This is a genomic window from Exilibacterium tricleocarpae, assembly GCF_007004655.1.
GTDB lineage: Bacteria > Pseudomonadota > Gammaproteobacteria > Pseudomonadales > Cellvibrionaceae > Exilibacterium > Exilibacterium tricleocarpae.
The window spans coordinates 269,712-291,047 of the sequence record NZ_ML660087.1 but is presented as its reverse complement, the minus strand read 5'-3'; the positions used below and the strand labels follow the sequence as shown (position 1 = coordinate 291,047).

At 54.4% G+C, this 21,336-nt stretch carries 18 protein-coding genes and 1 pseudogene; 5 read left to right on the top strand and 14 right to left on the bottom strand.

The features are described from left to right. Positions 1-394: 394 nt before the first annotated feature. A complete protein-coding gene (locus tag FKG94_RS01145) occupies positions 395-1,792 on the bottom strand; it encodes an alanine/glycine:cation symporter family protein (protein ID WP_142902342.1) in 1,398 nt (465 codons plus the stop codon). A 345-nt stretch (positions 1,793-2,137) separates the two neighbouring features. Between FKG94_RS01145 and FKG94_RS01140 the strand changes: the two genes are divergently transcribed. Then, the gene (locus FKG94_RS01140; protein WP_142902341.1) at positions 2,138-3,673 is read left to right on the top strand and encodes an acetolactate synthase large subunit; all 1,536 of its coding nucleotides are present in this window, start codon (positions 2,138-2,140) and stop codon (positions 3,671-3,673) included. 9 nt (positions 3,674-3,682) lie between these two features. On the opposite strand, the gene FKG94_RS01135 is transcribed toward FKG94_RS01140, so the two are convergent. The 5 genes from FKG94_RS01135 to FKG94_RS01115 all read right to left on the bottom strand — a co-directional run bounded on the left by FKG94_RS01135 (position 3,683) and on the right by FKG94_RS01115 (position 7,834). Then, positions 3,683-4,174, bottom strand: a complete 492-nt coding sequence (locus tag FKG94_RS01135) for a MaoC/PaaZ C-terminal domain-containing protein (RefSeq protein WP_142902340.1) — start codon at positions 4,172-4,174, stop codon at positions 3,683-3,685. Further along, positions 4,167-4,646, bottom strand: a complete 480-nt coding sequence (locus FKG94_RS01130; RefSeq protein ID WP_142902339.1) for a MaoC/PaaZ C-terminal domain-containing protein — start codon at positions 4,644-4,646, stop codon at positions 4,167-4,169. The genes FKG94_RS01135 and FKG94_RS01130 overlap by 8 nt, the downstream gene beginning before the upstream one ends. Before the next feature lie 252 nt (positions 4,647-4,898). Next, on the bottom strand, positions 4,899-5,312 hold the full coding sequence (locus FKG94_RS01125; RefSeq protein WP_142902338.1) for a cupin domain-containing protein: 414 nt from the start codon (positions 5,310-5,312) through the stop codon (positions 4,899-4,901). A gap of 92 nt (positions 5,313-5,404) precedes the next feature. Continuing rightward, positions 5,405-5,830 (bottom strand): carboxymuconolactone decarboxylase family protein, encoded by a 426-nt coding sequence (locus FKG94_RS01120; RefSeq protein ID WP_142902337.1) that lies wholly within the window; start codon positions 5,828-5,830, stop codon positions 5,405-5,407. Between the two features lie 333 nt (positions 5,831-6,163). Further along, the gene (locus FKG94_RS01115) at positions 6,164-7,834 is read right to left on the bottom strand and encodes a hypothetical protein (RefSeq protein ID WP_142902336.1); all 1,671 of its coding nucleotides are present in this window, start codon (positions 7,832-7,834) and stop codon (positions 6,164-6,166) included. Positions 7,835-9,648: 1,814 nt separating this feature from the next. Here FKG94_RS01115 and FKG94_RS01110 point away from each other — a divergent pair. Together FKG94_RS01110 and FKG94_RS01105 are read left to right on the top strand one after the other, a co-directional pair. Beyond that, entirely contained in the window at positions 9,649-11,163 is a 1,515-nt protein-coding gene (locus FKG94_RS01110; protein ID WP_142902335.1) for an NADP-dependent isocitrate dehydrogenase, read from the top strand. A gap of 378 nt (positions 11,164-11,541) precedes the next feature. Beyond that, on the top strand, positions 11,542-12,804 hold the full coding sequence (locus FKG94_RS01105; protein ID WP_142902334.1) for a YncE family protein: 1,263 nt from the start codon (positions 11,542-11,544) through the stop codon (positions 12,802-12,804). A 597-nt stretch (positions 12,805-13,401) separates the two neighbouring features. On the opposite strand, the gene FKG94_RS01100 is transcribed toward FKG94_RS01105, so the two are convergent. From FKG94_RS01100 to FKG94_RS29320, 3 genes are read right to left on the bottom strand one after another with little or no spacing between them, the layout of a single operon-like run. After that, positions 13,402-14,130, bottom strand: a complete 729-nt coding sequence (locus FKG94_RS01100; RefSeq protein WP_142902333.1) for a hypothetical protein — start codon at positions 14,128-14,130, stop codon at positions 13,402-13,404. Positions 14,131-14,160: 30 nt separating this feature from the next. After that, positions 14,161-14,436 carry a hypothetical protein gene (locus FKG94_RS01095; protein ID WP_142902332.1) on the bottom strand — a complete coding sequence of 92 codons (276 nt, stop codon included), beginning with the start codon at positions 14,434-14,436 and terminating at the stop codon, positions 14,161-14,163. A 7-nt stretch (positions 14,437-14,443) separates the two neighbouring features. Then, a complete protein-coding gene (locus FKG94_RS29320) occupies positions 14,444-14,578 on the bottom strand; it encodes a hypothetical protein (protein ID WP_281284202.1) in 135 nt (44 codons plus the stop codon). Between the two features lie 281 nt (positions 14,579-14,859). Between FKG94_RS29320 and FKG94_RS29460 the strand changes: the two are divergent. Next, a pseudogene (locus tag FKG94_RS29460) lies at positions 14,860-15,150 on the top strand (hypothetical protein); the annotation flags it as partial. 110 nt (positions 15,151-15,260) lie between these two features. Continuing rightward, complete coding sequence (locus FKG94_RS01085) at positions 15,261-15,617, top strand: hypothetical protein (RefSeq protein ID WP_142902331.1); 357 nt, start codon at positions 15,261-15,263, stop codon at positions 15,615-15,617. Positions 15,618-15,963: 346 nt separating this feature from the next. Here the strand turns inward: FKG94_RS01085 and FKG94_RS01080 are convergent, their stop codons facing one another. From FKG94_RS01080 to FKG94_RS01060, 5 genes are read right to left on the bottom strand one after another with little or no spacing between them, the layout of a single operon-like run. Beyond that, complete coding sequence (locus FKG94_RS01080; protein ID WP_142902330.1) at positions 15,964-17,034, bottom strand: FlgD immunoglobulin-like domain containing protein; 1,071 nt, start codon at positions 17,032-17,034, stop codon at positions 15,964-15,966. After that, a complete protein-coding gene (locus tag FKG94_RS01075; protein WP_142902329.1) occupies positions 17,031-17,936 on the bottom strand; it encodes a TolB family protein in 906 nt (301 codons plus the stop codon). Before FKG94_RS01075 ends, FKG94_RS01080 begins: the two co-directional genes overlap by 4 nt. Continuing rightward, complete coding sequence (locus FKG94_RS01070) at positions 17,936-18,388, bottom strand: hypothetical protein (RefSeq protein ID WP_142902328.1); 453 nt, start codon at positions 18,386-18,388, stop codon at positions 17,936-17,938. The genes FKG94_RS01075 and FKG94_RS01070 overlap by 1 nt, the downstream gene beginning before the upstream one ends. A gap of 54 nt (positions 18,389-18,442) precedes the next feature. Next, on the bottom strand, positions 18,443-18,967 hold the full coding sequence (locus FKG94_RS01065; protein WP_142902327.1) for a TlpA family protein disulfide reductase: 525 nt from the start codon (positions 18,965-18,967) through the stop codon (positions 18,443-18,445). After that, complete coding sequence (locus FKG94_RS01060; protein WP_142902326.1) at positions 18,964-21,333, bottom strand: DUF4350 domain-containing protein; 2,370 nt, start codon at positions 21,331-21,333, stop codon at positions 18,964-18,966. The genes FKG94_RS01065 and FKG94_RS01060 overlap by 4 nt, the downstream gene beginning before the upstream one ends. Between the last annotated feature and the right edge of the window lie 3 nt (positions 21,334-21,336).

Genomic DNA, 21,336 nt, shown 5'->3' with positions numbered 1-21,336 from the left:
AACCGGCGAATTGCTCCGGGCGGCAGCTCGGTTTTTACTGAGTTCTATACATCCAGTTATCCACAAGCAATGATTATTGAGTCGTAATTCTGTTGAAGATCGTGGCGAACCAACTGAGGGATAAGCCTGCTGAGACTCGCCGTAAACCCATCCCTGGGGGCTCGCGCACGGCATCCCTGCCGTGCACGGTCTCAGCAGGCTTATCCCTCAGTTGGTTCTTCATGCTTGCCTTCAACTTTCTTTTCATCACTTTTTAAACAACAGAAAAGAAGCTCACAGGTAAAATTAAAGCTCGGTATACTACCATACCGGATGTATCGAGCACACAACCCCTGCGCTCTCATAGCGACCAAAAATCCTATATTATTACCAGCCGCCGGTTACAATAGCGGCACTACTTAGCCCCATTGTCGCGCCAGGCATCGTGATCAATATTGAGATCGCTAAACTTTTTCGGATCGAATTTAGGCCACTTTTCTCCCCGTTGTAGCTGCTCGTCAAAATCCTTTATCACCCGCAGGCCCACTTTAAACAACAGCATCAAAGCCGTGAGATTGACGATCGCCAACATAGCCATGGTGAAGTCGGCGAAGGAAAATACCGAACTCAGGTTTTGCATAGTCCCCCAGAGCACCAGCACCAGCGTCATAACCCGAAACACCGTAAACAGCGTTTTATTCTCCTCGCTAAAGAAATTCAGGCTGTTCTCCCCCAGGTAGTAGTTGTACATAATCGACGTGAAGGAAAATAACAGCAGGGCGATGGTAACAAAGCCGCCGCCCCACTGGCCCACGTGTTCGGCCAGTGCATTTTGTGTCAATACCACGCCGCCGATTTCACCGCCGGGCTGGTAAACATCCGACAACAGGATAATAGCCGCGGTGCAGGTGCACAGTACGATGGTGTCGACAAAAACACTAAACGCCTGCACCACCCCCTGATTAGCCGGGTGCGGCACATGGGCGACGGCGGCAACATTGGGCGCGCTGCCCAAACCCGCCTCGTTGGAAAACAGGCCGCGCTTTATCCCCCACAGTAACGCCGCACCCATACCACCGCCGAAGGCGGCATCCAGACCAAAAGCGCTTTTGACAATCAGCGCCAACACTGCCGGAATTTCGGTAATGTTAATGGCAATCACCACCAGCGCCACAATGAAATAGCCCAGCGCCATAACCGGCACCACATATTCCGCCAACTCCGCAATCCGTTTGATACCGCCGAAAATCACCAGTCCCAGTGCCCCGGCCAGGCAGATACCGGTGACCAGCGTCGGTATGCCGAAAGCATCGTGCAGCGAGGTGGCCACGGTGTAGGACTGCACCGCATTGAACCCAAACCCGAATGTCACCAATAGTAAAATTGAAAAGATTGCCGCCAGCCATTTCTGGCCCAGGCCTCGCTGGATATAATAGGCGGGTCCGCCGCGATAAGTGCCGTCGGGCTCGGCGTTTTTAAACAACTGAGCCAGGGAACACTCAAAAAAGCTGGTGGCCATACCCACCAGGCCGACGATCCAGAACCAGAATACCGCCCCGGGACCGCCCAGGGTAATAGCCACCGCCACCCCGGCGATATTGCCGGCCCCGACCCGGCCGGCGACGCTGAGCGTCAGGGCCTGGAATGAACTCAGGTGATTGCCCTCGTGATGAAACGCCTGGCGAATCACCAGAAACATGCGTTTGAAGTAGCGGAACTGCAACCCCCGGGAAACGACGGTAAACAGCAGGCCCATGGGTATGAGAATGGCGATCAGGGCGTTATTTAAAAAATCCAGGATGGTGTCCAACATATTTGGGCCTTGTTATTGTGTTTGGTCGTCAACTCGACATGACGAACTCAGCGGCAAAAACCTCAGCGGATCGACGCCGGCATTTTCACCGACTGGGCAACCTAATGACACTCGCTTCAGGTGCCATTCGGGCCAGACCCCGCATCCTACCATGGTTTGACCCTACGCCGCGCAGGGCCTCACCTCGCACCATGCCGGCCCAGGAAAGGGTCACTCTAGGACAACGCCTCATTGTACTTGGTTGTCGTCCAAGTGACAGACACTCAGGGAAGGATTTCTTTACTATCGGCAATACCTTAACATCCCGCTAGCGGTGTAAAACCGACCTGATACAAGGGCGTTAACATGAATGGTGCTGAATCTCTGCTGCAATCCCTGATCGATGCCGGCGTCGAAGTCTGCTTTGCCAACCCCGGTACCTCCGAAATGCAACTGGTGGCGGCGATCGACAAGATACCCGGTATGCGGCCGATCCTGGGCCTGTTTGAAGGTGTTGTCACCGGCGCGGCCGACGGTTACGGGCGCATGGCAGACAAGCCCGCCGCCACGCTGTTGCACCTGGGGCCCGGCTTTGCCAACGGTATGGCCAACCTCCACAATGCCGGGCGCGCCTTCACACCCATCGTCAATATCATCGGCGATCACGCCACCTACCACCTGCCCCTGGATGCGCCCCTGACCTCCGATGTGCCGGGCTACGCGGCCCTCACCAGCGATTGGGTAAAAATCTGCGCCTCGGCCGAATCTATGGCCGCCGACGGCGTGGCAGCGGTAGCGGCCGCCATGGCCGGACGCCAGGCCAACCTGATCGTGCCCGCCGACCACGCCTGGACCGAAGGCGGTGAGGTCGCGGCACCACTGGCCGTGGCGCCGCGGCCCGGGATACCGCAGGAGCGTATTGCCGCCGCCGCCGACTTATTGCGCAGCGGCGAGCCGGGCTGCCTGTTTCTCGGCGGTATGGCCCTGCGCGAACGCGGTCTCAAAGCCGCCAGTCGCATCGCCGCGGCAACCGGCACGCGCCTGATCAGCGAGGTCTTCCCCGCGCGGCTGCAACGGGGTGTCGGTCGGCCCAAGATCGAGCGCCTGCCCTACTTCGGCGAAATGGCCGCCGATATGCTCGGCACTTTCACCCATATGGTGATGGTGGGCGCCAAGGCACCGGTCTCGTTCTTCGCCTACCCGGACAAGCCGGGCACGCTGTGGCCGCCAAACTGCAACCTGCTACAACTGGCCGATCCGCACCAGGACCAGATCGCCGCGCTCGAAGCCCTGGCCGAACACCTGCAGGCGCCGGCGCCGCCGGCGATCGATGAACCGGCGCTGCCGGATATTCCCACAGGCCCGCTGACCGCCGAGACCGTCGGTGCCGTTATCGCCAACCTGTTGCCGGCACAGGCTATCGTCTCAGATGAAGCCAATACCGCCGGCGCGTTTTCGTTTGGCTACTTCGACGGCGCCGCGCCCCACGACTGGTTGACACTGACCGGAGGCGCCATCGGCCAGGGACTGCCGGCGGCGCTCGGCGCCGCCATCGCCTGCCCGGACCGCAAGGTAATCAATCTCCAGGCCGACGGCAGCGCCATGTATACGAACCAGGCGCTGTGGACCATGGCGCGGGAAAACCTGGATGTCTGCGTCGTTCTCTATAACAACAGCAGCTACGCTATCTTGAATCTGGAATTACTGCGTGTCGGGGTTGAGCAGCCGGGAGCACGCGCCAAATCCATGCTGGAGTTGGACAACCCCCGTATCGAATGGACGCAGATTGCCGCGGGCATGGGCGTCAGCGCAAGCCGGGCCACCACCACCGAAGAGTTTCAGGCACAATTCGAAGCGGCCATGGCAGCCAGGGGACCGCGACTGATTGAAGTGGTCTTGTAAAACCGGCGCTCAAACGTCGGGCGCGCGCTCCGCCAGAATATCGATCACGAAGCTGAAGACCAGATCGCCGTATTGGTTGAACGCTTCATTGCGACTGCGGATGACGCCCCATTTCTCGCGAATGACTTTATCGGGCTTGTCGATAATCTCGTAAGTAAACGTCAGGGTATGGCCCGGACGTACCGGCTTCAGCCACTCCAGGTTTTCGAAACCGACACCGGCACCGTTTCTGCGTCCGTCCTGGACGCCGGTGGCAAAGCGCTCCATATAGTCGACCATCATCCGCATCCACACCGCGCAGATATGCCAGCCGGAGGCAATCAAACCGCGATACACCGTATCCAGGGCGGCGTCCGGGTCGGTGTGGTAAACCTGTGGCGCATACTTCTTGCCGAACTCGACGATCTCTTTTTCGCTGAAGGTGTAGCTGCCGAACACGTGAAATTCGCCTACCGGTATATCTTCAAACCAGCGGCTGCGAATAAACGGTGTTTTATCCATCGCTGCCTGCCTCCCGGGAACCGCCGCCGATCAGCAGCGTGGTGGTCAGGGTGATCACCGAATCGCCCTGTTGATTGCTGACGTCGACTGCACAAACGATCCGGCCAAATTCGGACTTGTCCACCGGCGCCAGGCACTCGCTCACGGTAATCGTCGAAGACAGCGCATCGCCGGCGAACACGGGCTTGCGCCAGCGCAGCGCACCCACCCCCGAAGACCCCAGTAGATCGATCCGTGCCGCGACGAACGTATCGGTGAGCAAACGCATCATCACTGCGCACACATGCCAGCCGCTGGCACACAAGCCGCCGAAAATGGAAGCGGCGGCGGCGCCGTTATCAAGATGGTAAGGCTGTGGATCGAAGTCGGCGGCGAACTCGAGAATATCCTCGGTGCTGAGGGTAATCGCCGCCGTCTCGAAGGTTTCGCCCGGCCGGATATCGCGCCAATACCTTGTTTTACCTTGCCCCATATGGCCGTCTACCCCGCCCCTGTTTGTTTTGTTCCAACATCATGGTCCAACTCCTGGCCCGGTGTTCAGTTCGAGAGTGAACAGCCCCATATCGGCCGGTTCCGGATAAACCCCGACGGTTTATCCGGTCGGCATAGTCTGGCGCAAAAGGACCGGCACTTCAACGTGAATGCAAGCACATCAGCGATATCGGCGTGTTGATGCGGCAAAACGGCATCGCCCCTGAGAGAGGTGCGATTACAAACTTCTCGATTACCGGTCGGCAGAGGTAGGCGTGGTCAGCGCAGCACCTGTTGGCGCAACAAATACCGCCAGCAGTTTTGCGTTCTCGGTATTGCTGATATTCATTGTGATACTGTGCTGGTCGCCAGGTTTTTCTATCCAACTCTGACCGGCACGATAAACCTTCGCTGCCTCCTGGTTAAGTTGTGACTTTACCTCGCCGCTAATAACATAGGCAAACACAAACCCCTCATGCTTATGAGCCGGCACGGAAATCCCCGGCTGCAATTCCACAGTCACCGCGGTCAGCGAGTGCCCAGGTATATTTTGCAGGGCAGAGGAACTGAGTATTTTTCGCTCCACGCCATGATTGACATCGTGGGCGGTGGCATAGTGTGACCGGAGACCGAATAGTGCAAACATGATCAATGCGACTAATTTCATACCTTGTAAATCTCTTTTTAAGGTTAGCTACAATAGCCTGCTTCCACAAACGGCGATAACGCTTAGTACTCCGGCGTCACCGCCACCACACATCAGGCTGCGGTTGCAACGCCAATGCGGTTCCAGGCGTTGATGGTGGCAATCAGCACAATCAACTGCGCAATTTCCTCTGCCTTTAAAAATTTCCTTACTTCCCTATACAGTGGGTCGGGCAAACCTTCATCGGCGATTAAAGTGACCGCCTCGGTAACAGCCAGTACGGCTTTTTCTTTTTCGTCAAACAAGTCGGTTGACCGCCAATGGGGTAGCGCGACCAGTTGCTCATCTGTTGCGCCAAGTTTCTTGGCGCCTTCAGTATGCATACCTTGACAGAGACTACAGCCATTGATTTGTGAGGCGCGCAGCCGAATCAACTCCCTCAATAACGCCGGCAACCTGGAGTCGGCCAGGTAGCCCTCAAGTTCAAGTAAAGCCTTATAGGCAGCGGGTTGGATTTTCTGGATGTTTACACGGTTCATACGGACTCCGGTCGTGAAGCAGCATTAGACGGTGGTGAAAAGTTTTCGCATCTGACTATCGCGCCCAGTATAGCGGCCTGTAGCAGGATAAAAATGACCGCAATGTCAAAAGTCTATTGCGCCTACAACAATAACCGGGATGCATAAGTTACCAGGTTGTCACTATTATTTATCCCCGGTAATCTGCAAGAATCAGGGACGTGTCGGGTGCCCCCCTAACTCAGGCCACTAACAACAAGCAATCAGGTGACCCAGTATTGCTTAGGTAAACCCCACTCAGTACCAGTCAACCTATCCAAGCGCTCTGTTTAACACTTGTGCCTCACCCGGCCACTAATAAAATCCACCGTAAGTGCCCGGACTGTCTGGTGCGACCGGCTTTTCGCCAAATAGTCTTTTGTTGTAAAACCCAGTCGGTATTCCCCGTTGTCCTCCGTCCCCACACCCCTGTCGGGCCTCCTGGTCATTAGTCGTATAACAGCCCAGATCATATCCCGACAAACGAATATCGAATGCAGACGGACCATCGCCCGAGCCGCCCGATAAATCAAACGTGTTGTTATCCACAATCCCCCAGCGCACAGTTTCTGCAACCGTCCCATTGGTCGTCATCACGGCAATCGCCGATGCGTTGCCAACAGAAGCGGGAGTACCGATATAGTTATCGGCAATCACTATGTAGCGGCTATCATAAACCCGTGATTTATCGCCTGAAGGAACTCGCATTTGATTGAGCATATCTGCATTCCTGTAGCCTTCCGGCCTTATTGTAACCTTATGCTTCTTTCCGGATTTTCCGATGTGGTCACCGAGCAGATCACTGTGCGCAACGAGCACCCGTGAAGCGCCTTCGATTCGAATATTATGTTGATAGGCCACGTGCGCTACACTATTTAAAAATGCAATATACGACACACCACTGGTTGTCCAAAAACCAACGTTTGTTCCAGGGGGATTGACTCTCGACCCGACCAATTTAACTTCCGACATGTAAACACCATAGGGTAGAGGTACATTCGAACAAGTGAGAGTTTGAGATTTAGAACAAAAGTCAACTGATGACGTGTGGATACCCCCGCCGAAATCTTCATTCTCCCAATTCATATCAATGTCATGCAGACCTATATTTCGAAACGAGGCGTTAAGCCGGATTTCGCGTATGCGAAGTTTTGTCAGGGTAATATTACTAATCCACCACGGATTAGCATATCCCGCAACAGTGGCATCGTTCGGAGTGACATCCTTGCAGTTTGCACTATCACTGCCAATATTAAGGAGTGTTGACAAAGTAGGAAAACTGTCTGTGCCGTATGACGATATAAGAACATTGTCGGTATCGAACTCGATACACTTTCCATCCATGCTGTGCGTCTCACCAGATTTGAGCAGATATCGTGTATTATTCTCCCAGGTGCCGTAATCGGGTAACGCTAGGGCCTGTTGAGCACCTGCCGGGCAGTCGGCGTAGTTCGCACCACTCGATACACAGACTGTGGATGTTCCGGGATATTCGACAGACTGTGATCGTACCGTTATGGTTATCCAGTCTGTCGCCCAATCCCCTAGCGCATTCCGGACTGAAAGCCCTGCGTGAAATGTGCAGGTTCCGCTCTCACACAAATAGGTATGGGCTCCGAGCGGCGTAGTATCGAATTCCCGCGAAGCCCCATTGGCATCGTCCCTGAAGTAGTCAGCCCCGCGCCGGTAGAGCCCGTAGTTTTCATCGGCAGTGCTGTCGCCATAATCCCAATAGTAGCCGAGATTATACCAGTCATTATCTGTGCTGCTGGCTGTATCTTCCACGTTGTCGGCACTGAAAACCACGGTGCACGGGGACACACAATCCGTGCGGGAAGCGCGTATCGAATGAATCATCACAGTACCACCGCTGTTGAGAGCAGTGGCAGATCGCGTCACTGCAAACTTATCAGACGACAGTACGTTACCGGCCACCGTCACACTTAACACGGCAACTACTAAAAGAACACGTAAACTTACCACCATAAAACCCTCGTTATTTTCATTTTATAAAATCACGGAATAACACAGTATTCTCAGCTGCGATCACTCAGTCTGCCACCCTGTCCGCTATTGCCAGCCCAGTCGGCCAAGATGGCACCACCTCCACCTAATTAACGTTATCGTATGAGCATCATGCGCTTCGCCCCATTCCACCGAGAATGGCCGGGGCGCTATTCCCTACGTCGTTTTTCAACAGAAAACACGTTGACCAATAGACAACTCGCTGTTTTTCCAGGCAAAAAACCGCTTTTCAAAAAACCTTCTCAACACTAGGAATTTCTTTTTTGCACCATTAATTTTCCTGGAGTTATCAAAAACCCCAAAAGCTCTCGTCACATAGCGTTCGAAAATTTTATAGCTCAGAATACTTTTCCGTGTAAGAGAGATGGGCTCTCGCCGGGAACACCTGTTCGCCTTCCACTATTACCTCAAAACCTAGACCTTTACTTCAAAACCTAGACCTTTACTTCAAAAAGCAATAACCAAAACTGATGCTTGGCTGATATTTGAAACTATCTTTTCACCGGATAGCATCCTACCCCAGATCGACTAAAAAAAATTGTAGTTTTTTGTAAAAACCATTACCAAACCAGACCAAGTCGTGAATTTTTCTCGCAAGCTCTATGTGAATTTCTATTCGTCATTATTTTTACAAAACCGCCAAAAATCGTACTTAAAATTACCAACTGCTTTTTCGCGATCTTCAATTCAGCGATTTTTCTAATACTTACCACCAAGGGTTTCGAGAAAAGTTCGCTGCCAAACTGATGATAAACTCTTATCAAATCTCTAAAAGCCTGTCATATATATTACCGCTTGGGAAAACTATGTAATTGACAAACTCCTAAAATAGACACGGGACAGGCCGAACCCTCACACATTTTAGCGCCAAATTTTCCTCCGCTGGTACATGTCCGCTCTGGAAATAACTTAAGAGCCGTCGGAGACCTAATTGAGTGCTCCAGGTTACCGAGGGTGAACACGCCTCGCCTCGCCTCGTAAAGGCGACATCTGTGATCGAATGTCCGCCGACTCAACTACGCGCCCCGCTTGCCTAGTAAAAAGTATGACTCCCATCCGTAGTCCTCCGACGACATTTGGATTGATAACGGTATTTGCATAAAGGTGAATGATAACGTTTGACGCTCTTTAGCGTGATGCGCCACCACACGATCGCTATACCCGCGCCTTCGTCCTAACAACACTGCGTCGGGTTAAGACGTGAATGCGTCTCTGCGTAGCCTCTGGTCATACACGTCACAACACCCTAATAAAAAAAGGAAAAAGGGTATTACGACAAGTTGAATGCCGAGAACAGGGCAAGAATCGATGCCGATGACTTTTCCGGGTATACGAAATAAGAGAAAGACATTGAAATACTTTCTATCAATAGCCAGCCTGAAGTATTAGATCGCCCTGCTTCGAAGTCGCAGCCTTTAACCAGGATCGGCGACTTGAAGGGGCAGATGTTCAGCCTCTTCAAGTCGCCAGAAGCAAGACTACACTTTACACGCAATGGTCCAACGCCCACTGCATGAAAAAGCAGTAAACCTATCTTTTCTAAGGACTCTTAAAGTCGGGCATATGCTTATACGGCAGTCCGTCCAAGGAAATGATTGGCACGACGTTTTGAACCTGCACAACAACACCATATTGTTGTAGCAGGGCCCGGCGGTTAGAATACCCGGTCAGATTGTCCGCACTCGCTGCCGGCCTTACCCGCCAGGGTCAGGTGCCTCGTTTTTAGCGCCCGGACACTCAACCCTATTCCTCTCGCTTCGGGTAAATGAAAATCGATGAAGAATTTATCAGCTCAACCCGCCACACCCCACACCGACACAAAAACACTCGTAAAAGTAGCTGTAGCCAGAGGGGACGGCATAGGCCCCGAGATCATGGATGCCACCTTGAGAATACTGGATGCAGCGGGCGCCGGCATTGAACCGGAATTTATCGATGTCGGCAAGGCGGTGTACCTGTCGGGCAATACCTCCGGCATCACCGCGGCAGCATGGGATACTGTCAGGAAAAACAAAGTCATTTTAAAAAGCCCTATTACCACCCCCCAGGGCAAGGGGTATAAAAGCCTGAATGTGACGCTGCGCAAGTCGCTCGGGCTGTTCGCCAATGTCAGGCCGGTGATGTCGCTATCGCCTTATATCCACACACACTTTCCGGAAATGGACCTCGTTGTTATCCGTGAAAACGAGGAGGACCTCTACGCGGGTATCGAACATCGGCAAACCCAGGATGTAGTGCAGTGTCTGAAGTTGATCACCCGACCGGGCTGTGAGCGTATTGTGCGCTACGCCTTCGAATACGCAAGGGCTTATGACAGGCGCAAGGTCACCTGTATGGTCAAAGACAATATCATGAAACTGACCGACGGGCTTTTCCACACTGTTTTTGATGAAATAGGGGCCGAGTATCCCGACATCGAAAAGGACGCGCAGATTATCGATATCGCTTCGGCACGGCTGGCGAGCAGGCCGGAGGGCTACGACGTGGTCGTTACCTCCAACCTTTACGGTGATATTGTTTCGGATATCGCTGCGGAAATTGCCGGCTCGGTGGGCATGGCGGGCTCTGCAAACATAGGCACCGACGTAGCCATGTTCGAGGCCATTCACGGCTCCGCACCCGATATAGCCGGCCGCAATATCGCCAACCCCTCGGGGCTGCTCAATGCCGCGGTGATGATGCTGGCCCATATCGGTCAGCAAACCGTAGCCGACAAAGTCAAAAACGCTTGGCTGGCGACGATTGAGCAGGGCTTTCACACCAAAGACATTTTTATCGAAGGCCAAAGTACCCGGGCAGTATCGACGGATGAGTTCGCCGCCGAGGTGATAGAGAGATTGGGAGCGGAACCTGAACAGCTGAAAAAAAGCGCTTTAAGCGGCGGCCAAGGCCGTATTGTTATCCCGGCGTTTTCAAGAAAGCCGGCCGAGAAAACATTGGTCGGCGTGGATGTTTTCCTGGATTGGCAGGAACGTGATGCCAATAAGCTGGGGCATGCGCTAAACGCCCTCGGCGCCGGCGGCCTGAAATTAAAAATGGTTACCAACCGTGGGGTCAAGGTCTATCCGGACGGTATCCCGGAAACATTTTGCACAGATCACTGGCGCTGCCGGTTTGTCTCGGTCGACGCCGATATAGTCGCCGATGAGCCTGTCTACCAGAAAATCGAATACCGGCAGGTGCTGGCCTTGCTATCCAGTTTGGACGCCGGTGGCTTCGACGTTATAAAAAGCGAAAATCTCTACAAATTTGACGGCAAGCGAGGCTTTTCACTGGGACAGGGTGAATAGCATAGAGGGACGCCTGGAATGGCACTTCCTTAAGCGTATTTGCGTCGGTTTATCGATCTCTGATCCAATCGAACCAGCCTCGATTAAGCGTACTGAAAGTAGGTCTGGCTCAGGCTGAAGCCTTCAGAAACTCTCGACAGCAGGGATGCTGTCGGGAAGTCCCCATGGACGGGTTCATCGAGGGGGCGCCTAGCCCGTGTTTCTGAAGGCTTCAGCCTGAGCCAGACCGGTCAATTGGCACATTTTTGCTTAAGGAAGTGCCATTCGGGACGCCTGCAACTTGGCGACTAATCAAAATTCGCTGCATTGTGCGGATTCGGCAGCCTATACCTAAGTTGCTAAGTTGCAGGCGTCCCCCAAGGTCTCACAGGGGGAGGAATGAAACAACGACTGGCGGTTGTCGCCGGCGCCATCAGTCTGGCACTCTTGATTGTCTGTGGCATTGAGGTATTCAACCAGGCCTCGTACGGCCGTGGTGGCAAAGAATCCACGGCGAACGTACAAGGTCCGGCAAAGGAGATTGCTTTTGTCTCAAATGCTGTCGACGGGACTGTGACGCTTATTGATATTGCCGGGCAGCAACAGGTTGGTTTGATCGACATCAAGCCCGACGGGGCCCAAGTGGGTTTCCTCCGCGACCCGTTGCAATGGCTGGGCCAGGCCATTATCGAGCGCCGGGGCGGGTTAAACTACGCGCAGGACAGCGATCTCTCCCGGGACGGCCAGGTGCTGTTTGTCTCCCGGGGTTTTCTCGCCGATGTGGCGGCCTTCGATATTGCCACCGGCGAGGTGTTGTGGCGCACCCCCATTGCCGGCTTTCGCGCCGATCATATGACCATAGCCCCCGATGGCAGGCGGCTCTATGTTTCCGCCACTATCTACGGCGGTAACTCGGTAGAAGTTTTGGACACGACAACGGGAGATAAGCTGGGTAGCTTTGTCGCTGGCCAGTGGCCGCATGACGTGCATACGACCCAAGACGGTAAACATATTTATACGGCGAGCCTGGGCAACATGCAAAAACCGTTGCGCGAGCGCGGTCTCGACGAAGATGCTTACACCGTGACGGTGGTCGATTCGCAGTCTTTAACTACCGTTAGGCGCTATGCATTCGAAGCCGGTGTTCGACCTTTTCAGGTTACCGGCAACGAGGCCACACTTTACGCACAGTTGTCCAACACTCACAGCCTGATCGCCCACGACCTGTTGACCGATAGCCGTATCGCCCGTCTCGATCTTCCGGTTGCTGCCGGGGTTTCAGAAACTGATTGGGATTTCGAGGCGCCGCACCACGGCCTGGCCCTATCACCCGACGAAGCTACCCTGTGCGTCGCCGGACGCGCCTCGGACTATGCCGGCCTGGTGACAACGACCGATATGCGCGTGGCGGCTTTGGTTGAGGTCGGCAATGCACCGAGTTGGTCTGTTTTTGACAGCAGCGGGGAAGTCTGCCTGTTGGCGAATACGAGAAGTGACGATGTGTCCCTGGTCTCGATCCGCGAGCAGCGCGAACTGGCCCGTATTGCCGCAGGCAGGGCACCGAAACATATAACCGTTGGTTGGGTGCCCGAGTCGGTGCTGGCCTCTACCTCTGAGGGACGCCTGGAATGGCACTGCCTTAAGCAAAAGTGTGCCAATTGATTGACCTCAATTCTTGCCACCTTTTTGAGGGACGCCTGCAACTTAGCAATTTAGGTGTAGGTTGCTAAGTTGCAGGCGTCCCCAAGGCTTTGTGGCTTAATGATTTGCTAGTACTGGTTACATCAGTATGGCGATAATGGGTAGTTACAACTGGCAATAACTGTTTGCTGTGAGGTCTTAGATAAATTTTTTGTGTTGTATTGTGTCGATGTAGCAATCGGCTTTATCACGCAGCGTTAGCGTGTATCGCTACAGCATTGCTGGCCTCTGCACTTCCCGTCACTCAACTGAATGCTGATCATCGATATATCAATCGCATAACAGCAACAACATGCTTTAATTGACTTTACGCTGTGATTAGCGGTGGCGAGTTGAGTGCACAGTGCAAAACATTGCACTATCGGTCGTAACAAGCTGTTCGATAGCGACAGCTTGTTACAGCATCTAAACATAGAACAACATTCACTGTGCTATTGGCAAGTAACAGCAATCAAACGATGACTGTGCAGCACCGACTCAACAGCACCTCTTACCAGACTAAAACACACTCTCAACACTCACCGACTAAGAACAAACAAACAGCAGAGTGGATTAAGATTAAGTGCCTATTTCCGATGGTTTAAAGCAGATAGCCGTTGCTCCCACTCCCACTTGGCGAGAGTTCCCCCCTAACATGTATCGCCCATTCCCATTATTGGTGGTAATTTGGACAAACTCTGCATACCCCTCAAATTTACCAGTAACACGCTGCAATACACAAATAGTATTATGAAATGGGCTCATCACCACGTCGGGTTGGCCCTGAGACCAACTATAGGTTTTACTCCAGTAACCGGTTTGCATTTTTGTACATCTAGCAAGGGCATGCACATTGATTTGATTAGACTTGCCATTAATACGCCACCCATTGCCATCTCGGTATACCCTGACTGCCTCTCCGGGCCCTTCAAATTTACCACTCACTTGTCTTAAATAACAAACATTCGTTTTATTATCTGCAACAAACACAGAATCTTGGGGCTGCCACCAAAGCACATCGCGGTGTTCATATAACTCACCATTAGCTTGGATACAGCGTGCTCTAGCAAAAACGCTATGTTGATTTGATCTTCCAGACAGTCTGTAATGGCCGTTATCATACCCCACCATCACAGACTCGCGCTTGCCTTCAAAGCGTCCCCCCATTGCTTGTAAATAGCAAATATTATCGTTGGCAGGCCCCATATAAACTCTACTAGCCCCTTGAGTCCAATAATACTCAACAGGGGCTTGTGCAAACACGGCCACGGAAGACAGCATTAACCAAAAAACAACTAGCTTTTTCATATACACTCCTTATCTGTTATAGATACACGATCATTTAGCTAACATAGCGATAACGTCATCACCTATTGCCAAACAAAGGCTCTTAGCGATTATTTTATTGGGGCGATTAATACGTATAACCTCATAATTACTGCCTTTAACAACCGCTATACCAACAATAGCTATCGCTATCGCTATCGCTATCGCTATCGCTATCGCTATCGCGACGATAATGGTGACTACTACTAAAAATGAATACCCAAAAAATAACAATATTTTTATTGATGAAGGTGCGACTAAGTGCTCAACATTACTAACGTTTATCATTGCTCATTCATATTACCTGAGTGGTATAGCTGGCAACACCGGGAAGCCTACCGAGTTGATTATTGATGGCTTCCGACCAGAGATACTGGATTCTCTCCCCGCCGCCATTGGGCAGTTGGGTTCTCGCCTGGGGTTCGCCCATTTTTGCGATGACCTCCCCTTATTCAACAAGGCTTCACACTTCTTATTTTGACCAAATGTTAAATCACGTGTTTTGGTAATTATGTAAATGTTTGTACAACCTCCATAAATGGGTCAAATATTTTCAATATAGTTATTTTCTATTAAATAAAATCGAAGGTGTTTTGAACTCCCAACTATAACTATAAAAACAAAAAATTGTTTCTTCCGTTGGAAAAATTATAAAAACCGAACCAAAAAAACTATAATTCTTAACGAGTATAGGAAGGGCAGGCGTGGACACTTTTTCTGCTCGGCAGCCTGTTGGTCTACGGTGTGCTAACGCGGATGTTATTACTGGGATTTTCACGCTTGATGCTGGCATTGGTGCGGCGGCGTTATCAACTCGATCCGACACTCCAAATCTCTATCAAGGCGGGGAAATTTTATCCTGATAGCCGTTTAGGCATTAATATAACAATCGGTTTCTGGCGATTGGTTTTAGTTTTTAGGTCAATCGGTGTGGTTGCTTATAAACGGCTAAACGTATCGTGGTCAAGGTTAATAAGAAGCTTACCTGTGCACTTTCCCTAGCTCATACTGATGTTTGATCGTATCACGGTAGTTAGATATTGTAATATTTCGTAAAAAGGTGGTCTTAATTCCTTTCAAGTTAACTGGTCTGTGGTAAACAGCCAAGATGCATGGAAAAAGCCCCCGCCGCCCGTAAAAGTGCGCGCGAGACTATTCAAAAGGTGCGCAAGCGCTATGATGGCGTAGTTAAAGTCGATGCGACTTGCAATGTGAGTGCCGCGCTTGCCAAGCTTGACAATTATACGAAAATGGTTGACGAGGCAGACGGTGCCGCAGGTACCACGCCCACCAAAAACACGGGCGGCAAGTATGCCAGTGAGCAAGCGGAGCACCAGAAAAATCTACCTGGTCATATGAGTAGCTCGGCAAAATTGGATGTCGGCAGTATTAAATTCTCTTTAAAGAGCATGGCGAAACAACTCGATAAAGCCAAGCATGAAGACTCGTATGAACGCTTATATTTTTGAGGGACGCCTGCAACTTAGCAACTTATAATGCCTGGAACACTGAGTAACACCGTGCGACGTCAGCAACTGCGTAACTTAGGCCTGTACCGCTGAGCTAACACAGCGCAGAAAGTTTTATTAAGTTGCAAGCATCCCGAATGGTAATGCCTTAAGCGTATTTGCATCGGCTTATCGGCCACGGCCCAGCCACATCGATCTCGATTAAGTGTACTGAAGGTAGGTCTGGCTCTGGCGGAAGCCTTCAGAAACTCTCGACAGCAGGGATGCTGTCGGGACCAAAAGTAGGCGCTTTAGGCGAGTCCCCAAGGCTTTGCAGACGTCCCCCAAGACCTTGCCGCTCCTTACGTCAATTCTTGCCGCCGACCGTTATATTCCTGCTGACAACCCCGATCATCCCCTTGGCACTGGATATATTGACCGTGAGTCGATGACGTCCCTTGGGAAACTGGTGCAGCTCCCACACCCAGTTAAACGGCAGATGGCCGCGCTCCGCCTCGCCGAAAAAAATATCGTTGACATAAAAAATAATTTCATACTGATCATCGGCCAGTACATCGCGGTCGATATCACTGACATCGACCCGCACCTTGAGGCGCTCGCCGACCGGCGCGCCCTCCTGGTGGTCGGGAAACTTCATCGACGGCACCGGTGCATCGACCCAGTGCGGCGGCACCAGGTTGGCCGGGCGCAATAACATCGCCGGCCCACGCCAGGGTCGTTGCACCTTGAGCGCCCTGCCCTCGGCCACTTCACGCTTGTAGCGCGGGTAGCTGATATTTTTGTTGCCGAATGTCACCACCGTCGCCTGCGGCAGCGTAACGTAAGTTATCAACGCGGTAAAATCCTTGTGGGCACGCAGATCAAACAGCTGGTTTTCGTCGCGGCCGTTCCAGTATTCCGTCACCCTGCCGCCGACTCGCGGCTCCCAGTCGACCAGGGTCTTATACAGCGGACCGTTTTTTACCCCGAGACGGATCAACACACGGGCCGGCTGCGGCAAATCGTACCTTACGGTGTCGTCACTGGGATCGAATACCGCATCGAGAATATCCTCAACCACACCGCCGGAAACGGTCCAGGGGTCTGCCAGCAGGCCTTTTGATCCCTCAACTACAAAGGTATAGGCTTCATTCGGGACGATAGTGCCGGCATCGTCTTTACCGTCCCAACTGACAGTATGTTCACCTTGATCCCGTTCGACATCGCGCAACAAGGTGCGCACCAGCGCCTGATCGGGATCATAGACGCGCAAGGTAACCGCCTGCGGGACTGCAACGTTGTAAGTCACTGTCACACTCGCACCGGTCGAGGGATTAAACGAGCCCACCGACAGCGACAGGCCGCCGCCGGTATCGGCACTGCAGACCGGTGCATTACATACCGCGCAAAACACTATCGAAAAAACTAATCGTATCATCTGAATTCTCCGTCCCTAATCTGCACCGGATCGGCCTCGGTTCGGCCAAACGGAAACACCTGCAGGGTCTCATCCGAGTCCAGCGCCTGCACCCATATTTCATAGCGCCCTTGATTGACCCGCGTATACGAGATCTCCCGATCCGACGGCAGCCAGCGGGGCCAGGTTTTTGGTCCCGGCCCGTCGGTCAGCCGGCGAATGGCGCCGCTGGCCAGGTTCATCAGGTAGATTTCAAACTGGCCATCGCGATTCGAGGCAAAACTGAGCCAGCGCCCGTTGCCGCTGAACGCGGCGTGAATATCCTGCCAGTTACCCTGGGTCAACGGCCGGGTAATACCACTGCTGCGATCCAACTGCCACAGTGCCTGGGTCACCCGGGTCGCGGCGCGGTGCACGGTTATCAACTGGGCGGAGGAATAGGCGAGATAGCGGCCGTCGCTGGAAACAGCGGGATAGTCCTGGTTGCCGGTCTGGTCCAACAGCGGCCGCAATTGGCCGGGCTGGCGCAGGTCCGGGCCCATTCGATAAACCACCAGGCTCGAATCTTCGCGCTTGCTGTCGACCTGGTAACGGACCATGGCCAGTTGATCGTCAGCCGCCAGCCACACCGGGCGCACCGAAAAAAAACCGCCGTCGGCGGCGACCGCTCGACAAGTCGCCGCGGCGACCTGGCATATAGCGGTGCCCTTGCCCGCGATTTCATAGGCCAGCCTGCTCTTATCGGGCGATAAAATCGGCGCGCCGTGGTCACCGCTTTTATCCCCCAGCGGCACCGGTTTGGCGCCGGCGGTTTTCTGGTGGTGGGTGCGCCACTGGCCGTCTACCAAAGCGGTAAACACAAAGTCCGCAGCAGCATTCGCACACCACAGACAAGCCGCAAGCAGCACTAAGGCACGAACCATCACAGCCCCCCGACTACTGAAGCACCGTAGCGCTTGATCACGCGATCGCGGATGACCTCGAGTGGGATATCGTCGTCATAGAGATTTTTGACATAGCCGCGAATTTCCTCGGCGCCATTGGGTTCGCTGCAGTGGCACTCAAGCAGCGGATCGCCGCAGCCGCAGGGACAACCCCAGCCGGACATAAACTGGGTAAGCTCAGCCGGCAGATTCAGGTTTACACTGCCATGTGCGGCGTGCTGGGCATGAGTCTGCGCCAGTGGCGCCACCGCGGCGGCGGGTTGCCCCGTCTGCGCCAGCAAATAACCGCCGAGCAGCCCGACGATCAGCAACAGCACACCGATTGCGGCATACAGCAGGGTAACGTTGGCGCCGCCCCCTTTGCTGTCGCCGCTTGTTTCACCCCCAGTCTCCGCACCGCTTTCCACGCTCTGGTCGGCATCTACTGCCATCTGCTCTCTCCACTTGTCGGTAGTATTTTTTTCAGCGTTTTAAAACAACCCGCATCACTCCACAGGCTGCTCGGCCAATTGGCGCAGGTAAGCGACTTTATCCGCGCTGCTCCAGTCGGTAATGCCGGCTATTTTGTCGATCATCCGCCCCCGCTTATCGACAATCACACTAAACGGATACATATTGGCCCCATAGCGGGGCGCCGCCTGCCGGTGGTTATCCAACAGTACGCTGAATGTATAGCGTTCGGCCGCTATATAGCTGGCCACCTCGGCGGGGTTTTCATCGACGCTGACGGCCAGCACCAATACCTGCTCCGGCGCAAACTGTTCCTGCAGGGCTTCCAGTGTCGGCATTTCGACTCTGCAGGGCGCGCACCAGGTGGCCCAGAAGTTGATGACCCTGACCGCGCCGTGGGAGTCGGCAAGCGCCACCGGGTTGCCGGCCAGGTCGCGCAGGCGAAAGGCCGGTGCCGGTACGCCCGCGGTTGTCGCCACCACCAGTTTGTCCTCTTCGGTCGGCTCGCAACCCATCACACAGAACAGGCAAGCGGCGATCCAAACTCCATATCTGATCACGGTGACAACACTCCCACGGCGGGGGTCTCGCCGGCATTGTTTTGCAGCAGGATATCGTCAATCAAATGGTATTCCAGCAGGTACAGGGCTCGCTCGGCTTCATCCGGATTATTGAACACCGGCCCCATGCGCTCCTGGCTCAGGTACTGCGCGCCCACCACCAGCACCAGCCGCCCCCGGCCAAACTCGGTCCGATAGACAGCCGGCACCGATCCCGCCGCCGCGGCAAATTCCGGCGGCAAGGCCACCGGCTCGACACCGACGACCTCGACCTCACCGGCACCCACACCGGCGCCGGGCAACTTGGGCACTATACCCACGCCCACTTCATTGAGCAGGGCATTGAGACTGTGAAAAGGCCCCTTGTCGTCGACCATCACCAGCATGGAGCCGCCGGAGCGCAAATAGGCGGAAACCGCAGCGGCGTGACGCGTATAGACCGCGCCAACCGGATTGATCAAGATAAACGGGTAACCCTCGCCCAGGGCATCGACAAAATCCCGGCGAATGCGCGGCACGAAACCCATGCGCTGGGTGGCGACGAAGAAAGCGTCGAAACTTTTTTCGCGCAGGCCGCCGCCGACCTCGATCATCGACGGCAATTCATACTGGGAGAAATAGCGATCAAACACCAGTTTCGGGTAAGGGTCGCGGGGCTCGGGCGGCGTATAAAGTTGCAGGTGCACCAACTTCACCAACAACAGACCGGCCGGCAGCGCCAATGCCAGCGCCGGCATACCGGCGCGCAGGCTGGCATGGACCCAGCGCTTGCGCAGCGCCAACCCCAGCGCGGCAACCGCCAGCACCAGCAGCAACCACCACCAGGCGCGGTGCCAGCTCGGCCCCGCCTGCAGGTACGCCACCGTCGCCAGCGCCAACTCCGCGCGCCCTTCCTGGAACACGGAGAAGTTGGAGAAAATAGTGCTGTCGGTAAACGCCGACACCCGACCGCGGCCATAATCCAGCGCCGCCCCCTGTAGAAAAACGCCGTAGCGGTCGTGGCTATCGACAGCCATATTGCCGAAGAAGTTAATATGGGAGTAGTCCACCAGTTCACTGCCGAGTGCATAACCCACCAACACTCGATCGGCGTGCAGCGGCGCCACGACGGAACACGAGGTCTCAAACGCCATGCCGTTAAGGCCCTGGGCTATCGGATGGGGATTTAGCGGTGAATTGCGCAACACCGACGGCTGCCCGGAGGCGAGGTCGAAAGTGTCGTCGTCTTCGAAGCGCAGGCCAAAGCGCCCGGCCAGCGGGTTCATATGGGTGGTCATACCAAACAGGTTGGTGTGATCGCCGATCAGGAACAAGCCGCCGCCGTCGCTGACATAGCGCTCCACGGCGTCGATCTCCGCCTCGGCGTAGGGCCGGGTCGGCGTTTTCAGCACCACCACGTCAAAGCCGGACAAAAGCGCCGCCGTCAAGGGCTGATCGCGATTGACTTCCACGCTGTAATAACGCCCCAGGTGCTCCACCAGGTTGGTGTAGGAATAGGTGGCCTTGCGGTTGAACGCAAATTTATCGAACACCACATCGGTCCAGGCCCAATCGCTGTGGGCGTCGTCGATTAAAACCCGGACATCTGTTTTCTCGCCCGCCGGCCGGTAACTGCCGACAACCGTCAACATCAGTGTCAGCGCCGCCAGCAGGCCGGCATAGGCGGCCTCCCGCGGCTGCCAGCGCGCCAGCCACACCGGCGCGGTGGCACGCAGCGGCAGCAACAACGCCAGCAACAGCACCAGCGGCAGGAACTGCAACACCAACCATAGCGGTTGCCAGAACACAGAAAGTTTTTCGTAGTCGACAAACAGCGCCACCAACAGACCCAGACGCGCGACACAGTAGCCAAGCGCGGCGCCGCTGAGCAATGCAAGGCGTTGCCAAAAGCGCCGCTGCGAGGGGGTGTCGGCGTAAAGCAGCACGGCGCCGGGCAACAACACTAAGCCGATAAAAGGCAAGCCGAATTTTTCCGGACCGAGACTGAAAGAGAACAATTGTTGCTGGGTCTGAATATGTACCAGACCCTCGCCAATACCGGCATCGTAGCCGAGCAAAGTGGCCGCCAGCCAGATCAACGGGGCCAGCCAGTCCAGCGTCGGCGCCCCCACCAGCAGGCGTTCGTAACCCAGGCTGAAGAGAAATTGCACCGAGACAATCACTGCGCCCGCCACCACGACGCAACCCAGTGTATTGCCGTAGGCCGCCGGCGACCGGCGCCGACCGGCGGCGGGCGGGTAAGCCGCCAGTAACAGCACCACCGCCAGCGCCCACAAGCGCCAGGCCGCGCCGGGGTCGGGGGCCACGTAAAAGCCGGAGTGCAACTCCCAGCCCGCGGCAGACAGCAATATGGCAAACCAGATCATCGT

What these genes read in the sequence shown, in the direction of transcription:
- FKG94_RS01120 (WP_142902337.1), bottom strand. Translation starts at nt 5,830, where the DNA reads ATGAACCGTGTAAACATCCAGAAAATCCAACCCGCTGCCTATAAGGCT.
- FKG94_RS01105 (WP_142902334.1), top strand. Translation starts at nt 11,542, where the DNA reads ATGAAACAACGACTGGCGGTTGTCGCCGGCGCCATCAGTCTGGCACTC.
- FKG94_RS01140 (WP_142902341.1), top strand. Translation starts at nt 2,138, where the DNA reads ATGAATGGTGCTGAATCTCTGCTGCAATCCCTGATCGATGCCGGCGTC.
- FKG94_RS01110 (WP_142902335.1), top strand. Translation starts at nt 9,649, where the DNA reads ATGAAGAATTTATCAGCTCAACCCGCCACACCCCACACCGACACAAAA.
- FKG94_RS01085 (WP_142902331.1), top strand. Translation starts at nt 15,261, where the DNA reads ATGGAAAAAGCCCCCGCCGCCCGTAAAAGTGCGCGCGAGACTATTCAA.
- FKG94_RS01100 (WP_142902333.1), bottom strand. Translation starts at nt 14,130, where the DNA reads ATGAAAAAGCTAGTTGTTTTTTGGTTAATGCTGTCTTCCGTGGCCGTG.
- FKG94_RS01130 (WP_142902339.1), bottom strand. Translation starts at nt 4,646, where the DNA reads ATGGGGCAAGGTAAAACAAGGTATTGGCGCGATATCCGGCCGGGCGAA.
- FKG94_RS01060 (WP_142902326.1), bottom strand. Translation starts at nt 21,333, where the DNA reads ATGATCTGGTTTGCCATATTGCTGTCTGCCGCGGGCTGGGAGTTGCAC.
- FKG94_RS01070 (WP_142902328.1), bottom strand. Translation starts at nt 18,388, where the DNA reads ATGGCAGTAGATGCCGACCAGAGCGTGGAAAGCGGTGCGGAGACTGGG.
- FKG94_RS01135 (WP_142902340.1), bottom strand. Translation starts at nt 4,174, where the DNA reads ATGGATAAAACACCGTTTATTCGCAGCCGCTGGTTTGAAGATATACCG.
- FKG94_RS01115 (WP_142902336.1), bottom strand. Translation starts at nt 7,834, where the DNA reads ATGGTGGTAAGTTTACGTGTTCTTTTAGTAGTTGCCGTGTTAAGTGTG.
- FKG94_RS01095 (WP_142902332.1), bottom strand. Translation starts at nt 14,436, where the DNA reads ATGATAAACGTTAGTAATGTTGAGCACTTAGTCGCACCTTCATCAATA.
- FKG94_RS01075 (WP_142902329.1), bottom strand. Translation starts at nt 17,936, where the DNA reads ATGGTTCGTGCCTTAGTGCTGCTTGCGGCTTGTCTGTGGTGTGCGAAT.
- FKG94_RS01145 (WP_142902342.1), bottom strand. Translation starts at nt 1,792, where the DNA reads ATGTTGGACACCATCCTGGATTTTTTAAATAACGCCCTGATCGCCATT.
- FKG94_RS01080 (WP_142902330.1), bottom strand. Translation starts at nt 17,034, where the DNA reads ATGATACGATTAGTTTTTTCGATAGTGTTTTGCGCGGTATGTAATGCA.
- FKG94_RS01125 (WP_142902338.1), bottom strand. Translation starts at nt 5,312, where the DNA reads ATGAAATTAGTCGCATTGATCATGTTTGCACTATTCGGTCTCCGGTCA.
- FKG94_RS29320 (WP_281284202.1), bottom strand. Translation starts at nt 14,578, where the DNA reads ATGGGCGAACCCCAGGCGAGAACCCAACTGCCCAATGGCGGCGGGGAG.